This window comes from Psychrobacter pacificensis, from assembly GCF_900101915.1.
GTDB lineage: Bacteria > Pseudomonadota > Gammaproteobacteria > Pseudomonadales > Moraxellaceae > Psychrobacter > Psychrobacter pacificensis.
Map to the genome: position 1 here is coordinate 1 of NZ_FNAL01000033.1, position 17,755 is coordinate 17,755.

Here is a 17,755-nt window from a genome sequence, read left to right on the forward strand (position 1 = left end):
TTGAGTTTGAAAAGCGGTATTACGATAATTTAACCCTGTCAGGCATCGCTGCCTGACTCAAGTAAATCACTCTCCGATATAGTCGGGGCGGTTCACATCGTATAAACTATGAAATGCTTCTAGCTTTGCCTCGAAAGCGCAATCCAAATTGTTGATAGCTTCCTCACCATCAACTAATTTTAATTTGTGGAACCTCATATGAGCCTCTCCATAGAGTCGCATAGGGTTCGCTAATTTGCTTAATGCTTAATTTCCATTTAAATCCTTAGTAAACTAAAGTTATTTAGCCGTACTTCTAAATTAACACACCGATATTTTACGGTGACTAGTTTTTCATCATGAGTCTATGTAAACATCCCTCAAATAACTCCGAACACATGGGCTTTCTAGATTTTTTCATCTTCGCTTATGCTCTGTTCTACAGGCAATATTGGGAATTGAGTCGGCAGGACTAATAATAGTATTTAGTTTTACACGATCCTTTAATTTTTTTTGTGCTAAAAAAGCAAAAGATTTACCTGTTCGCTCAGCTTCCAGCTGTATTTGATATATCTCTTCACCAGAAATTGGGTTATCTCTTGCATCTATCATCGTCGAAAAATGATAAGTAGCTTCCTCTTCATTATCTGAACGACACGTATGCTCAAGTATATCGTCAAAATCGACACTTACAGCATCTTGCATGCCTGAGCCAATGGCCCCAAAATCATGTTTAAACCAGTCGCTTTGTTCCATAGTATTTTTTAATACGAATAGATCTTGATCAGTGAATGGGACATGAAATTCGTTGAAGTTGATGAATTGCCTACCATCAATTCTCATTTGAAAATGATAATGAGGGTAGTCAATTGAGGTTCCTATGTGTCCTTCAAAATCATTCTTAGAACAGTCAAACGTCCATTCAATGTTTTTCCACTTAACTGTATATGACAGAATCTTCCTATCTGACCTTTCTTCTTCAAGATCATTAATATTCGAAATTAAACGCTCTTGATTTGCGCACCATCTAATAAATGCAGCGATACTCCCATAGCCGTATTTTTCGTAGATTTTTGGGAAGTCTTTTTTCTTAAACTTGCATTGTCGTAGTAACCAATGTAGACATGGATCATCTTTGCTGATAGTTTTGAAGGGCTTATTACATAGATAGCAAATATCCTTTTTATAACCAACCTTAAAAGCCTGCGCTTGCCTTTGATGTTCTTCATCATTCAAACGATTTATCTCTTCTATTTTCTCAGAAGACATCTTTTCAAAAACGTTTCTATATTTTTCAGTATCATGCTTCATAAGACTTACCTTTGATATTTAATTATATACTGTCAAATCACTACTCGTCTCATCCAGCACTTCGATCAGTGATGTGAGTTTATTACTAGTAATGTTATACCCAAAGCGATACACCTCCTGAGAAAGTAACTCCTGTTGTTTCCATGTGATAATATCTTGATCAATACCATCCACTTTTTCAAGCAGCGCATATAATGAGACCTTTTCAGATATGGAGTTGGTGGATAACAATAGGTTTTTGATTGTCGATCTCAATTCCTTATCATCTCTAGCTCTTTGTAAAAGAAGTGGATAAAAGAACTTATGGCTATAAAGAGCTTCGTTATAATTATCAAATAAGCCCTCTAAAAATCTTAGGATATTATTAGTATCTCCAAACATGAATCTAATGGTATATGCCAAATCAGCGGTTACTCGTGTCTGATTTTTATATAAATCATTGACAAGATCTTTTAGTAATTGATGGCTAGGCCAACCATGACATAATGCCATTACCCTACCCGGGTTCTTACGAACGCTTTCTACCTCACTTACTAAGTTATGCACCTCTTCATCATCGCTAAATAATTCTCCAAGCAGTTTTCCGCATTTGAGAGCAGTTACTTCATCTTTATTATCAATATTTTTGATAAGTATTTTTTTTAACTCACTAGAGTTGGATGACGTTCTAATTGAAAAATCAATCAGATTGATATTATTGATATCTTCTGCCTTATTTATATAGTCAATAATATGAGGTGTGCTAGGTGAGTCTTTATCTGAATGCTTTGCTATAAACCCCCATAAATTCTGGTCACTTTCGTCTTTTCTTCTGAACATTGAGATTCTGTTCAAATCGTTATTTAAGACGTTGATAATATAGTCAAAATTCTCAATTAAAAATTTAACGATAATACTACTATATCTATAGTGATCAAATAACTGAATTTTAGGACTTGCTAGCCTATCCTCTATAGCCTTATCAGCATAATACGAACTAGGGTCTTCTAGTGTGAAATACTCCTCTAACTTACCTAGTTTTAAATAACCGCCAAAAGCAATCTGCCTTTGTACTTCATGATTTTCCCCTGAATAAAAAATCAGACTATTACACCTTTCTAGAATAACACTAGGAGCGGTTTCTTTTAAATGGTCGAAATTAGCAAAGGCTGATGCCATCCTGATTTGTAGGTTCTGCTCATCCATAAAAAGACTTAATTGTTCGATCACTTGTGTGTTATTCAAGAAGTATCTATGATTCAACTCTTCTATGAGCTTCAACCTAAGATTGTCTGCTATAGGGAGAGAAGTAGACATTACCTTTTCAAACTCTTGAATCAAGTCTGGATAATAATGAATAACAACAGCAGGAATTTTAAATAAATTATTCTTTGCCAATAGCTTAAGCTGTTCATGCTCATGAAAACTACCTATTAAAACCTGTAAGGCTTCATAATAGTTTCCCCATTGTTTATCTAGCAAGGGCAACTCACTCTCTATAAATCTATCAAGAATATTTTGCTCGAAATAATCTTTGTCTAGCTCGATAAGTGCGGGTAATGCTCTACTACGTTGGCGTAATCTTCTATCAAATAGAATATCCTCCAATATACTGACTCCCTCCTCTTTATCATTCAAAAATACTTGGCTAACATAGCTAGCAGAATAATCTCTACGTTTGCTATCACTTCGAAAATACGCCTTAAGCTCATCTTTCACGTTCTCATCATCTGACCAACCAGATGTCAATGCCATAAGTTGCCAATGTGAGAAGCTTGAATCAGCTAATTGCTTAAGTAGATATTGCTTATTTGCTTCTGTTCTTCCTACTAAACAGGCATATGTTGTTTCCACAACATCATGTCTATCTATTTTCTGCAACCAATTCTCAATAACAGGAATGAGTCTTATATTATCTTTAAAATTTTCTGCGATAATTTTCCACTGGTTGCTAGAATGAATGATTGAGAAAGGATATTCTTCATTTTCTAGTTGATAAATAATCCTATCAACAACTTCCTCCTTTTTATTAAAACAATTAAATAAGATAGACCATGCAAGCTCATGTTTTATGATTGTATCAGGTACACTTTTCTCAAGTGATTCTATTGAATGCTGATAAAGCTTTTCGCAACTACTCCACCCTGCTATCAGAGTCTGCTCTACCTCATAATCAAGCGTATAACTAATATCTTTTTGTTTAGTTATGAGTTCATCTAGATCATCTGTCGTATGGATACGCATGTGTACTTTTAATTTGATAATAAATAATACTATTTCAGGATGTTCTGAACGGTCATACCTCTTAACTATATCTTCTTTAATAGTTTCATTCACATCGTCAGAAATGAGGCTGTTTATGAGATAGCCGATAATCTCAGGATTATAACAACTTTTTAAGAGCTCAATAACCTTATTAAATATCCATGTATCATTGATGCTTTTTTTAGCTTGATTGGATGCTTCAATTTTCTGCTGACGATTACCATTAATAATAGACTTAACAATGAACTGCCTTATACTATGGGTGAGTTCATCAGCGGATAAATATTCTAGTGCTTGCAGACGCTGATCGCTAAAGTTATATTTATTTGGGAAATACTTGAATAAATACGCCAGAACTTTTTCATTAACTCTAGGGTTATAAAGCGCACTTAGCAGTACGTTCCATAAAGCTTCTTTTTTACTAGGATGCGTTTCGTACTCAAACTCCTCAATTAATTCTTTTAAATAACGATCTGTAATTGCTATAGGTGCATTATTTAGCGTTAGCCCTAATGAATAGGTGAATAATTTGGTATAACCACCAAGACCTTTACTCTTTTGCTCTACAATAGAGAGGTAATCTTCAAAATCTTGGCTTTTACGCATTTTTATCAACCCAAAAAAGAAGAGAATTACTTGATTCCATTGTGGGTCATCAGCGTATTTTTCAAGCATTTCTTCAATAAGAGGTGGATAAGAGTCTATTAAAAATTTAGCTGTCATAAACTCTTGAAATTGACGATGTATAAATGCAACCTCATCAGGAGATTTTTCAACGAGAATACCGATATGATTAGCACCAATATTTAAAATATCTTGACTAGCCTTTCTGGCTTTAGCCTTCTCATAGCCCATATCCTTTTGCAAAAAATCTTTAATAATGTCACAAGCATCCTCTTTTAAGATGATGCCATCATGGTAGTCTTGATGAACATGCTTTGCCAAAACTGTATAGATCTCGATTATATCGAAGTCGTATTCACTCTCATCATAGATATTAGCCGATGTCCGTCTTCTTTCAGGGTGATCTGTGATTAAGTATTCGGTAATTTTACTTAGGAGTTCTATTTTATTTTTTGGTAAAGTAATTCTGCCAAATCTGTGAGAAACTAAGATGCTAAGCAACAATGGGTTACTTGATAATTGCAACAAATCCTTAGATTGCTGTAATTCTAATAAAAACTGATTAGTTTCAGTTTCAACGAGGTTTATATCATTCCTTCCTTGATCCTCTATCCATTTTTGATACCAATAGTTTATAAACTGCTTCTGTTGAGCAATTGAGAACTCTGCTATGGTTTGAACCTTGATTCCTTGGAAGGAGTCCTTTTGTATTCGATATCCATAGGGTCTACTTGAATAGACTATAGTTGTATTTTGAATAGCAGATTGTATTTCAATTTTAGAAATTGCTAGTTTTGCTACTTTTGCGTTTGTCCATTCATCAACACCATCTACGACTAGTAGAAGCCTTTCATCATTTAATGCGTCATTCATTAGCTCGAAAAGTGCTTCTTGCCCAATGCTTTTAAGCCATAACCTTAGTAACTCAGCTAGGTTTAAATCTTCGTTCTCATTCAATTTTTTAGTAATAAAAGCAAAAGGTAGCCAAACAGGTAGTAAGCCACCCCACTGCTTGGCAGTATTCAATAGCTTTGGCTCTTCAGTCAGTAAGTCTAAAACTAAATAGCGTAATAAAGTGCTTTTCCCCGAACCTGGTTCACCTAATATCATTAACCTATCAGATGTCGCCAAATTATTATCTAGGTTTAACCTAACTTCACTTTCATACTCTACAAATGATAAGCCTTTTGGTTCTACTTGTTGGCTATCTTTATCGCGGAACTCACTAGCCTCATGCTTTGGTTTTTCGGCATCTTTAATTCGGTGATATTGGTGAGTGGTTCGTTTTTCAATAAAATCAGGCACAATAAACCTGTCTTGAATGCTTATAGTATGATTGCCAAACTTACTTGCAGGTATACTCGGGTCATACTTTTGAAAAATAGTAGCGTATACGTTAAAGAGCTGCTTTCTATAGTTGGCGATTTGGACTGCGTCTAACCTCCTCTCCTTACTGATATTATTTAGGAAGTCTTCTCCATTGAACGCTTTAACCCATTCCCTTCCGAAGAAATCATACACAATTTGCGGATGCTCTTTCAAAATAGAGGATATCTGTATCTTATCCCATTTGATAAAAGCAATACCATGCGCACTAAGATCGTTCTTCAATTTTAGGAATTTGTCTTGTACTTGAGTCTTCTCAAGTGTACAACTTGTACAGAAGATAAACTCATTACTTTTAGAAAACCACTTCCCTTCTTGAAAAATCTTTACTGCTTCCTCAAGGTCAATCTCAGCAATAGTTTGGTATCGTTTACATTGATATGATGCATATTTAGCACCTTTATAACCAAAAATATCAATTCCATGTTGCTTCTGGCCTTTAATACCATATACTTCACAGTTGCTTTTTCCGTGATCTGCTTGAGCTAACCTTAGGCATAATCTCTCAAAATCTTCCCACTTCAGCTGATCAATTGGCAAAACATCTATTTTATTTTTTATAGGTGGATTGACTCTGGAGCTTGAGGGGGTATAAAGATATGAAGGGTTGAGTGTCATGCTTTAGTTCCATCTAAGTGTTTTCTAGGGTTTCAGTATGATTAACAGCTAATCTACTATAATTATGCGTTAGTTCCTAGTAACGACAAATATGTAAAAAAACTTTGAAAAATAAAGACAGACCTGGTCTTAAAAAATAAGATCTGCTGTAGATAAGGATTTAACTCTTAGATATAGTTATAAACTTAATCAAACTAGAAATAGCTTTTTTGAAGTAAGCTTGATTGCAGTTAAACATTAGTCTATTTTGCTCCTTGACCTGTTCAAGTTACAATAGAGTTTACACTCAAGGACATCATTTAGAGGTAAGCAACATCGCTAGATACAGATATTTAAGGCTAATAGTTGTAGAGTAACCCCTTATAAGAATAGTTTAGTGTTTTACAGTAAAAATTTGATTTGAGTCTGCCATTTTTTATCCCGCTATATTTTATTCATACTTGTTTTATTTAGAGAATCTATTAATGAGTGAAGTTTTATCACTGTCCCAATTAGAGCAATACCTGTCAAAAGCGGCTTGGATCTTAAAAGGTCCCGTCGATGCTTCAGATTTCAAAGTCTATATTTTTCCCCTCTTATTTTTCAAACGTATCTCCGATGTCTATGATGAAGAGTACCAGCAGGCATTAGAAGAGTCTGACGGTGATATCGAATATGCCTCTATGCCAGAAATGCATCGCTTTGAAATCCCACAAGGCTGCCACTGGAACGATGTGCGCGAAACCACCACCAACGTAGGTCAAGCCATCGAGCAGGCGCTACGTGGTATTGAGCAAGCCAATCAGGACTTTTTGTACGGTATCTTTGGTGATGCTCAATGGAGTAACAAAAATAAGCTACCAGACAAGCTATTGATCGATCTCATTGAGCATTTCTCACAGTACCGTCTGGGTCATGAAAATGCCAACCCAGATATGCTAGGTAATGCCTATGAATACCTGATCAAACACTTTGCCGACTTGACCAATAAAAAAGCAGGTGAGTTTTATACCCCGAGATCGGTCGTGCATTTGCTAGGTCTCATTCTTGATCCGCACGAAGGTGAGTCTGTCTATGATCCGGCTTGTGGGACCGGAGGTATGCTGCTCGAGTGTGTCGATAACCTGAAACATAACAATGAAGACTTCCGTACGCTCAAGCTCTATGGCCAAGAAAGAAATCTAACCTCTAGTGCTATTGCGCGTATGAATATGTTTTTACACGGTATAGAAGATTTTGAAATTCTACGTGGTGACACCTTACGCGAGCCCGCCTTTTTTCAGGCCGATGGTTTAAAAACCTTTGATTGTGTCATAGCCAACCCGCCATTCTCCTTAAAAGATTGGGGCGCGGATAATTGGGCTGATGATCCCTATGGGCGCAATATTGCTGGCGTGCCACCTAAAGGTAATGGCGACATGGCTTGGGTACAACACATGGTTAAATCCATGAATAGTACAGGCCGTATGACCGTGGTATTGCCTCATGGTGCCCTATTTCGTAAAGGTGCTGAAGGTAAAATCCGTAAAGCACTATTAGATCAAGATATTTTAGAAGCCGTCATCGGCTTAGGTCCTAATGTATTCTATGGAACCCAGTTAGCCGCTTGTGTCATGGTCTTCAAACAAAACAAAGATGCCGATAAAAAAGGCAAGGTGCTCTTTATCGACGCTACTGAACAAATACGTGTGGGACGCGCTCAAAATCACCTAGAGCCAGAGCATGTTCAGCAAATATACCAATGGTATAGCGATTTCCAAGATGTTGAGAACTACGCTAAGGTCGCCAGTTTTGCAGACTTAAAGGAAAACGATTTTAATCTCAATATTCCACTCTACGTAGAAAAAATCATTGAAGACAACTTGCCTAGTGTGGAAGAAGCTATGACTGACCTAAAAGAAGCTTGGCAAGCCAGCCTAGAAGCAGAAGATAAGTTTAAAACTATACTAAAAGGATTCTTATAATGGCATATTCAAGCCTATCTATCAGGCAGCTGATTAAAGATATTAACTCTAACAAATACTACTTGCCTGCCATACAAAGAAAGTTTGTTTGGGGCGAAGAAAAAATATGCAGATTGTTTAATTCTATTATGCAGGACTACCCGATTGGAACTTTCTTATTTTGGGAATTAACAGCTCAGAAAGCCAATGAATATACGTTTTATGAATTTCTTAAGAATTATCATGAGCGTGACTCTAAAAACCAACTAGTTAACTACGACTTTCCTTTTGAAATTCGTGGCGTATTGGATGGACAGCAGCGTATTAGTTCAATGTATATTGCTCTTCAAGGTGTGTATTGCACTAAGAGGAAATATGCAAAGAGCACGAACAATAGCGCATACCCCGAACGTAAAATGTATATAAACTTATTGAATGATGATTATGAGTTTAAATTCTTAACCGACAAAGATGCTCAAAATAGTAAAAGCGGTTACTTTTATCTTGTTAGAAATATTTTAAGTGAGCTCGAAGATTCGGATGCTGACTCTGACAATATTGTTGATGAGCTAATAGAGATTGATCCTAGTAGATCAGATCTGTTAATCGAAAATAGAAGACAAGCAAAAAAGATAATTAATCGGTTACTCAATAAGTTTAATGATGATCAGTTAGTGAGTTACTTCAAGATCATTAATAAAGACCTAGATGATATCTTAGATATTTTTGTACGCGTTAATAGCGGCGGGACGATACTATCAAAATCTGATCTTCTATTCTCTACCTTAGTGGCACACTGGGAAGATGGTCGTGACCAAATTGAGAAACTTATATCTGATATGAATGGCGAAGACGGTCTGTTCAATTTCAATACAGATTTTTTGATGCGGACATGCTTATTTCTTGTAGATGCCCCAATGAACTTTAAGGTGCAGACCTTTAACTCTACGAACATCAATAAGATAAAAGATAATTGGGACTATATTCGCAAGGCCCTAATAGATGCAGCAGCAATGCTAAGAGAGTTTGGCTTTAATAAGAAGCGATTATCCTCCAACTATGCTGCAACTCCATTGGCCTATTACTTATACAAAGGTGGAAAGGTAGATCCTACAGCTAAACAAGAACTAAGAAAATTGATTGTACATAGTCTCTTGAAGCAGGTTTATAGTGGTCAGGCAGATACCGCACTAAGCGGTTTACGTGATGGCTTAAGAATAAAGGCCGACAATGGTGATACATTCATACTTAAAGACGCTAAGTTTGATTTTTCTGTATATAAACATACGAAAATGTCAGGTGGCAAAAAGCTAACAATTGATACCACGGACATCGAAAACTTCTTAGAGTACAAAAAGGGTGCGTTTTCATTCTTATTACTCTCGACGCTTTATCCAGACTTAAGGTTAGATCAAATATCATTTCACCAGGATCACATGCATCCTCACAGCAAATTTAAGCCCTCACTATTGAAAGCAGTTGGAATAGACGGTGAAACTATCAAACAATGGCAAGATATGAGAGACCAAGTGCCTAACTTGCAGTTACTCGAAGGCCGGGAAAATACTGTCAAACAGGCTACTGATCTCTCTAAATGGGTTAACGATAAAACTGATGATGCAACTTATTACCGAAAGCGAAATTACATCTTAGATGAGCAGTCATTGGATCTAGAGGATTTTGAGGACTTCTTTTCAAATCGAAAGCAACTTTTAAGAAAAAAACTATATGAGCTATTTGATGTGACTTATATTGAAGAATCATTTGAGGAGGCAGTATAGTGGCCAACACAGAACTTGATCAAAAAGCCTTAGAAAAATACCTCTGGGGTGCAGCCACCACCCTACGCGGCACCATTGACGCTGGCGATTACAAACAGTATATCTTTCCTTTACTATTCTTTAAGCGCATCTCTGATGTGTACGATGAAGAGTTTGAAAAAGCGTTAGCTGAATCAGACGGTGATATGGAGTACGCCGCCTTTGCAGAAAACCACCATTTCCAGATCCCAGAAGGTGCGCGCTGGCAAGACGTTCGTGAAACTACGGTTAATATCGGTCAAGCACTGCAAGGCGCTATGCGCGCCATTGAGCAAGCCAATCCAGACACTTTACAGGGTATTTTTGGTGATGCCAGCTGGACCAACAAAGAGCGCCTATCCGATGCTATGCTCACCAATCTTATTGAGCACTACTCGCAGCATACGCTTAATTTAGCCAATGTGCCTGACGACAAACTGGGCAACGCCTACGAATACCTCATCAAAGAATTCGCTGATGATAGCGGTCATACGGCGGCAGAGTTCTATACCAACCGTACCGTGGTAAAGCTAATGACCATGATAATGGACCCACAACCGGGTGAATCAGTGTATGACCCTACTTGTGGCTCTGGCGGCCTATTGCTGAATTGTGCGCTGCATTTAAAAGATGAAGGCAAAGAGTACCGCACGCTAAAACTTTACGGCCAAGAGATTAACCTACTTACCTCAGCCATTGCCCGCATGAATATGTTTATGCATGGCATTGAAGAGTTTGAGATCGTGCGTGGCGATACCTTAGCCAATCCAGGCTTAATAGAAAACGGTGAACTGAAAAAGTTTAATGTGATACTGGCTAACCCGCCCTACTCGATTAAGTCCTGGGATAGACAATCCTTTGAAAACGATCCTTACGGCAGAAATCTATGGGGCACACCGCCGCAAGGCTGTGCGGATTATGCATTCCAACAGCACATTCAAAAGAGTCTGGATTTAGGTAATGGCCGTTCTATTTCATTGTGGCCGCACGGTATTTTGTTTCGTGATGCCGAAATGCAGATGCGCCGTAAAATGATTGAAGAAGACTTGGTGGAGTGTGTCATTGGTTTAGGGCCTAACCTGTTCTATAACTCGCCGATGGAAGCTTGCCTGCTGATTACTAAGACTAAAAAAGAGAAAAGTAAGCAAGGCAAAATACTTATAATCAACGCCGTCAAAGAAGTGCGGCAGGATAAGAATATTGCCTTTTTAGAAGACAATCATATTGAACGCATTTATAACGCTTATACCACGTACAAAGATGAAGCAGGCTTCTGTAAAGTGGTTAGCATTGAGGACGTCCTAAAGCATAATGCCAGCCTAAATATGGCTTTATATGTTAGTAATGTTGATAGTAGTGAAGAACGAATAAGCCTCGATGAGGCTTTAACCAACTGGACTCAATCCTCCAAGCAGTTAAAAGCCAGTATGGAACAACTATTTAAGGAGCTAGGTTAATCATGGCAACCGAAAAAATTGACCTAAACAATTTAGATAAGTCAGACTGGAAAACCTATCGCTTTGATGAGATTGCACAAAACATTTCAGAGCGTGTCGATCCTAACAATACCGATTTAGAAGTGTATATTGGCCTGGAGCATATTGACTCAGAATCCCTGCATATTAAGCGCCATGGTACGCCTGATGATGTAAATGGTATTAAACTGAAGTTCTATAAAGACGATATCATTTTTGGTCGTCGCCGTGCCTATCAGCGTAAAGCAGGTATAGCGACTTGTGATGGGTTCTGCTCAGCACATGCGCTTGTTCTAAGAGCAAACCCAGATGTCATTGACCCAGCGTTATTTCCTTTCTTTATGCACTCTGATTTATTTATGAATAGAGCTGTAGATATTTCGGTGGGTTCACTGTCACCAACTATTAACTGGGGAACTTTGAAGCATCAAGAGTTTTTGATTCCACCAAGAAGTTTGCAAGGTATTACTGCCAAACTACTGTGGTCTGGTGATTCTGCTATCAAAGCTGATAAAAAATCCAATGACAAGCTGGAGGTTTTTTTAGAGTCCGAAATAGAGTCTAAGATTCACGGTGAAAAAATATGTGGCCGTACAATTAATAAAGTAATTGAAAGCCTAAAAGAGCGAAAACCTGTTACCCCTCTGCAAATGCTGGGTACTGTACTGAAAGGAAGAGGTATTCCTAAAGCAGATGTAATAAAGAATGGTATTCCTTGTGTTCGGTATGGTGAGCTCTATACCAAACATCACCGACTAATTAGAGAGTTTCATTCTTCAGTTTCTAAAGAGTCTGCTGAGAGCGCAGTAAAGTTAGTAAAAAACGATGTACTTTTTGCAGGGTCAGGAGAAACAATCGCTGAGATTGGTAAATCTGCTGCTTTTATTGGTGATCATGATGCTTATGCTGGGAGTGATATTCTAATCTTTCGTTCGAAAAACATGGACGGAGTATACCTTGGTTATTTAATGAACTCTCAACTTGTTAGACAGCAGTTAAATAAGCTAGGTACTGGTGCTACGGTTATGCATGTTTATGGGGGTGATATTAATAGCATTAAAGTTCCTGACATATCTAGACAAGAACAAGAGGATATCGGCATCTATTTAGAAAGTATAGCGGGCCGGATAGCTGAAGTTAATGAGAGGTTAAATCGCCTCCAAACACTACAAAAACAAATTATTAACCAGGTGTTCTAGCCATGAGCTTCACCGAATTAAATAGCGTCGAGCACTACATCATAAATCAAATGAGTGGCGTTAACTTAAACTCGTCTCAAGACAGCAACCAAGTTTATGAGCCTCGCAGTCAATATAATACCCAGTGGCAGTTCCAATCCGCTGAACAGCTTGGCCGCAGTGTTAATGAAGTATTGGTTGAGCCGCAACTGAAAGCGGCGCTATTGCGCTTAAATCCTGAGATTCAAGCTAACCCTGCATTGGCAGATGAAGTTATCCATGCCCTGCGCGCTATTCTAATTTCGGTGAATCAGGTTGGTTTAGTCAAAGCTAATGAAGAGTTTTTTCAGTGGTTAACGGGCGAGAAGACCATGCCCTTTGGTGAGAATAACCATCATGTGTCTATTCGCCTAATCGACTTTGAAAACCTAGAGAATAACCACTACGTCATTACCAATCAGTTTCGTATTCATTATAGAGAAACCAAAATCCCCGACATCGTTATGATGATTAACGGTATTCCTGTCGTCGTTGGTGAAGCCAAAACTCCTATTCGTCCCTCTATTAGCTGGCTAGACGGTGCGCATGAAATACATAATGTTTATGAAAACGCTGTGCCACAGTTATTTGTGCCTAATATCCTGTCATTTGCTACCGAAGGCAAAGAGTTCTTTTATGGCTCTGTACGCTGTCCACTAGAGTTTTGGGCACCTTGGCGTCTAAGCAATGATGACGATGCTATCGCTAGAAGCTTTGGTCTAGGTGGAGTGGGTAAAGAATTAAAGGATTTGCTTAACCCTGCGCGCCTGCTCGATATCATGCGTAATTTTTCGCTATTTAGTAGTAATAAGAAAAAACAGCGTATGAAAATCATACCGCGCTTTCAGCAGTATGAAGGCGCGAATAAAATCGTTGAGCGTGTCATTGAAGGTAAAATCAAAAAGGGTCTAATCTGGCATTTTCAAGGCTCAGGTAAATCCTTATTGATGGTGTTCGCCGCACAAAAACTACGCCGTGAAGCCAAATTAAAAAGCCCAACTGTTATCGTGCTGGTAGATAGAACCGACCTAGATACACAGATAAGCGGCATCTTTAATGCGGCCGACATCGCTAACGTAGAAAGCACTGAAAGTATCAAAGAATTACAGCAGATGCTTGAGCGTGATACCCGTAAGATAATCGTTTCTACTATTCATAAATTCCGTGACGCCAAGCCAAATATGAATACCCGCGATAACATTATCGTACTGGTAGATGAGGCCCACCGTACACAGGAAGGTGACTTAGGCCGTCAGATGCGTGCTGCGCTACCTAACGCATTTCTTTTTGGCTTAACAGGTACGCCCGTTAATAAAGCGGATAAGAATACCTTTTGGGCATTCGGTGCCGAGGAAGACCAAGGTGGCTATATGAGCCGCTATACCTTCCATGACTCCATTCGAGATGAAGCCACCCTACCCTTGCATTTTGAGCCACGCTTGGTTGATGTACATATTGATAAAGAATCGCTTGATAAAGCCTTTGCTGATTTTAAAGAAAGCCAAGCCCTGAGTGATGAAGACGCCGATGCATTAAATAAAAAGTCCGCTAAAATGGCTGCCTTTTTAAAGTCGCCTGAGCGTATTACTAGAATAGCTAAAGACATTGCTATCCACTTTATGGAAAAAGTAGAGCCTCACGGCTTTAAAGCAATGATAGTAACGCCAGATCGTCATGCTTGCGTTCTATATAAAGAAGCACTGGACGAACACTTCCCTGAAGCGGCCAGTAAAGTGGTTATTTCCACTACCGCTAATGATGATTATGAGTTTAAGAAAAAATGGGGCATAGACAAGAGCCAACAAGAAAAAATTGTCGATGAGTTTAATGATGCAAGCTCAGAGCTGAAGTTTATTATCGTTACTGCAAAGCTTTTGACAGGTTTTGATGCGCCTATTTGTCAGACCATGTACTTAGATAAGTCCATGAAAGACCATACCTTGCTACAAGCGATTTGCCGGACCAACCGTCTATATCCTGGCAAGACCTTTGGCTGTATTGTTGATTACTTTGGCGTATTTGATGATGCCGCAAAAGCGCTAGAGTTTGATGAGCTAGGTGCTCAGCAAATCATTACTGACCTGTCAGAGCTACGCGAACAGCTACCGGGGGCCATCAATAATGCCCTATCCCACTTTGAAGGTGTAGATAGAACATTAGAAGGCTTTGAGGGCCTAGAAGCAGCACAGAACGCTATAGCCAATAATGAAAAGAAAGATGCTTTCGCATTGGACTTTAAGTTTTTATTTAAGCTTTGGGAATCGTTGTCACCGGACTCAGTATTAGATGAATATAACCAAGACTATAAATGGCTGGCTCAGGTTTATGAATCGGTTAAACCCGCTTCTGACAGCACTGGTAAATTGCTTTGGTTGACGCTCGGTGCGCAGACTACCAAATTAATCCACGACAACGTGCATGTGGGTAGTGTGCATGTCTTAGATGAATTTGTCATGGATGCAGATATCATCGAGGATATCTTTAACAATCCTAGTCCAAAAAAAGTAAAGCAATTAGAAAAAGCTCTAATAGGCCGCTTTAAAGAAGCAGGAGATCTTCCCACCTTTAAGTCTTTAAGTGAACGCCTTGAGGCTTTACGTGATAAAGCTGAGAAAGGTTTAGTGGCTTCAATTGATTTTGTAAAAGAGCTTTGTAAGATTGCTAAAGAAACGGTACAAGCAGAAAAAGAGCTAGAAATCGATGTTCAAGAGAAATCACCGACAGCTGCTTTGTCTGAGTTGTTTCTAGAGCTGAAAACAGATCAAACACCAGCAGTGGTCGAACGCATTGTTACTGATATCGATGCCATTGTGAGAATTGTTCGCTTTCCTGGCTGGCAAACAACCAGCGCTGGCGAGCGTGAAGTGCAAAAATCCTTACGCAAGGCACTTTTGAAGTATAAGCTACACAAAGACCAAGAACTGTTCGATCGGGCTTATGCTTATATTAAAGAGTATTACTAATTTATTAAGTATACAGCTACAGCATTCATATGGAAATTACAACAATGGCATTTATAGACTCAATAGATGATGAATTCAAGATTAAAATTGAAGAAGAGTCACAGACTGATTTACTAGAAGTGTGGAAGTATTTAGATAATGACACAGTGTTTAAGCTGAAATTTTGGCATGCAAAAAACTCACTTAATGAAGAGTTGGCCAAAGAGATTTGGTTAAACGAAACTCGGCAATTAAATAAGCTAAAATCTGTTACTAATGCAGAAAAATATCTTGAAGTAATCCATGATAGCTTCATCGATAACAGTGGTAATTACTGCCTAATCTACCCCACTGATGAAGAGTCTAAAACACTGGATACCAAGCTAATAGCAATAGAAGCCAAGCCTGCAAGGATAGGTTTGTTTTCTAAGAGCAAAAGTCATTGGTTAAGCAAAGACAAGATAATGTCTACTACCAGTAGAATGCTTTTATGGAAGAATATACTAAGGCTGATAGAAGGCATTGAGATATTGCATGGCCAAGACATCATTCACAGAAACATCAATACTAATAGCGTGATTTATAAAGAAAGTGAAGAAATTGACGACACTGAAAGATTGGTGCTGAGTGGTTTTGAAAAATCATTAGATTTTAACAAGATTAATAAACCTATATTTATGGGTGAGCACAAGGATGTTATTTGCACGACTCACCAAGACTGGAGCGACTTAGGTGTTTTAATATTAGAATTATTGGGAATTGAGTCCGACAGTTTTCAAGAAAAACTACTGCGCAACGAAGCATTGGCGGTAAGACTTCTACTAGAGGGTCATTCAACTGGCCATACTAAATTAGTGGATAAGACTCAGCTAAAGTTATTAGTAGAACAAGCCATTACAGACTTGTCAGAAGTTGATAATTCATTCTCGCCGGTATTCTATATAACAACAGCAGGCTTTGATTCTGAGATATTTGGTGACATTAGAAACGTTATTAAAAATTACTTAATCGACAATGCAGTTCAAAATTATGATGCTCAGAACCTAACAAGTTCTGATGTCATCGACATTATCAAAGAAGATATTACGTTAGACCCCTTTCGTATATTTAATGATAGGTATCGCAATGGATTTATTTTAAAAGGGAAGAATTTTCTATATAGATTTAAAAAGTTCAAGCACGTTAACTTTGATGATTGGTATGTTTCTTACATAACGGCCATATATGATAGTGTCCCTGACTGGCTGAATTATGCAGAAACCATCGAAATTAAGGGGAGTTTGATTTTTATACCTAATGCATTTAAGCTTATGCAAAAGAACGAGTTTTCGGATGAAAACTCATGGAAGCTAAAGTTAATACAGTTCAAAAAAGAGCAAAAGTATACAGACTCTGAGCTACAATGCCTTCAGGGTTTGTTGTTATCTTTTGCGATTGACGTAGCGCGCTCGGAAACGGAAAAGTACCTAATTAGCCTAGATCGCATTGAAGATGATCAACTAAAAGAGGGAAAAGGGTTAATCCTAGATGATGGGCTCTTTTATTATACGTTAGAGTACAAAAAAGAAAATAATGATATTAACAACAAGCTATCAGACTCACTAAGCCTAAGACAGCCTTTTGATAGATTTAAACAACACTTTAGCGATCCATCTAAACTTACTGACAAATGGGTTATTGAGACTACCACCAAGTCTCGTAGAAGCACAGACAAAAAAGACAAGTTAGATGCGGAATATGTGGGGCAATCACCCAATCTAGACTATATATTCTCCACAAAACAACCGTTAGAGCGGAGCATAAGTAATTTATCAGAAGAATTGGTTAGAATTTACCCTAAGGACCATGATGGAACAATCGCTCAAATTGAAAGGCGGGAGAGAATATTTTATTTTTTACTCAATCAAAGCTCTTTAATATCAAGTATCGCAGACCCGTCCAAAAAATGAACCGCCCCGACTATATCGGAGAGTGATTTACTTGAGTCAGGCAGCGATGCCTGACAGGGTTAAATTATCGTAATACCGCTTTTCAAACTCAAAAGGTGACACATAACCAATCGTGCTATGCAGACGTGTTTTATTAAACCAGTCCACCCATTCAAGGGTTGCCAGTTCAACATCATTAACGCCAGTCCAATTCTCCTTTAAATAGTCAATTACCTCAGATTTATACAGCCCGTTAACCGTTTCAGCCAGTGCGTTATCGTATGAATCACCAGTCGTGCCGACCGAGGCA

Annotated in this window: 9 protein-coding genes; 6 read left to right on the plus strand and 3 right to left on the minus strand. The window is 38.2% G+C overall.

The window, feature by feature from the left end:
- Window positions 1-396 precede the first annotated feature (396 nt).
- Together BLR43_RS12555 and BLR43_RS12560 are read right to left on the minus strand one after the other, a co-directional pair.
- Complete coding sequence (locus BLR43_RS12555) at window positions 397-1,290, minus strand: hypothetical protein (RefSeq protein ID WP_093071343.1); 894 nt, start codon at window positions 1,288-1,290, stop codon at window positions 397-399.
- Between the two features lie 18 nt (window positions 1,291-1,308).
- Entirely contained in the window at window positions 1,309-6,162 is a 4,854-nt protein-coding gene (locus BLR43_RS12560; protein ID WP_093071344.1) for an NACHT domain-containing protein, read from the minus strand.
- Window positions 6,163-6,626: 464 nt separating this feature from the next.
- Here BLR43_RS12560 and BLR43_RS12565 point away from each other — a divergent pair, with 464 nt between their 5' ends.
- The 6 genes from BLR43_RS12565 to BLR43_RS12590 are packed head-to-tail and all read left to right on the plus strand — an operon-like array spanning window position 6,627 to window position 17,466.
- Complete coding sequence (locus BLR43_RS12565; RefSeq protein WP_093071345.1) at window positions 6,627-8,105, plus strand: type I restriction-modification system subunit M; 1,479 nt, start codon at window positions 6,627-6,629, stop codon at window positions 8,103-8,105.
- Window positions 8,105-9,865 carry a DUF262 domain-containing protein gene (locus BLR43_RS12570; RefSeq protein WP_093071346.1) on the plus strand — a complete coding sequence of 587 codons (1,761 nt, stop codon included), beginning with the start codon at window positions 8,105-8,107 and terminating at the stop codon, window positions 9,863-9,865. The genes BLR43_RS12565 and BLR43_RS12570 overlap by 1 nt, the downstream gene beginning before the upstream one ends.
- Window positions 9,865-11,340: a type I restriction-modification system subunit M gene (locus BLR43_RS12575; RefSeq protein WP_093071347.1), complete on the plus strand. Its 1,476-nt coding sequence runs from the start codon at window positions 9,865-9,867 to the stop codon at window positions 11,338-11,340. Before BLR43_RS12570 ends, BLR43_RS12575 begins: the two co-directional genes overlap by 1 nt.
- A 2-nt stretch (window positions 11,341-11,342) precedes the next feature.
- A complete protein-coding gene (locus tag BLR43_RS12580; protein ID WP_093071348.1) occupies window positions 11,343-12,557 on the plus strand; it encodes a restriction endonuclease subunit S in 1,215 nt (404 codons plus the stop codon).
- 2 nt (window positions 12,558-12,559) lie between these two features.
- Window positions 12,560-15,538 carry a type I restriction endonuclease subunit R gene (locus BLR43_RS12585; RefSeq protein ID WP_093071349.1) on the plus strand — a complete coding sequence of 993 codons (2,979 nt, stop codon included), beginning with the start codon at window positions 12,560-12,562 and terminating at the stop codon, window positions 15,536-15,538.
- A 29-nt stretch (window positions 15,539-15,567) separates the two neighbouring features.
- On the plus strand, window positions 15,568-17,466 hold the full coding sequence (locus tag BLR43_RS12590; RefSeq protein WP_143007447.1) for a hypothetical protein: 1,899 nt from the start codon (window positions 15,568-15,570) through the stop codon (window positions 17,464-17,466).
- Window positions 17,467-17,502: 36 nt separating this feature from the next.
- On the opposite strand, the gene BLR43_RS12595 is transcribed toward BLR43_RS12590, so the two are convergent.
- On the minus strand, window positions 17,503-17,755 hold a 253-nt coding region (locus tag BLR43_RS12595; protein WP_143007448.1), incomplete at its 5' end, for an integrase core domain-containing protein.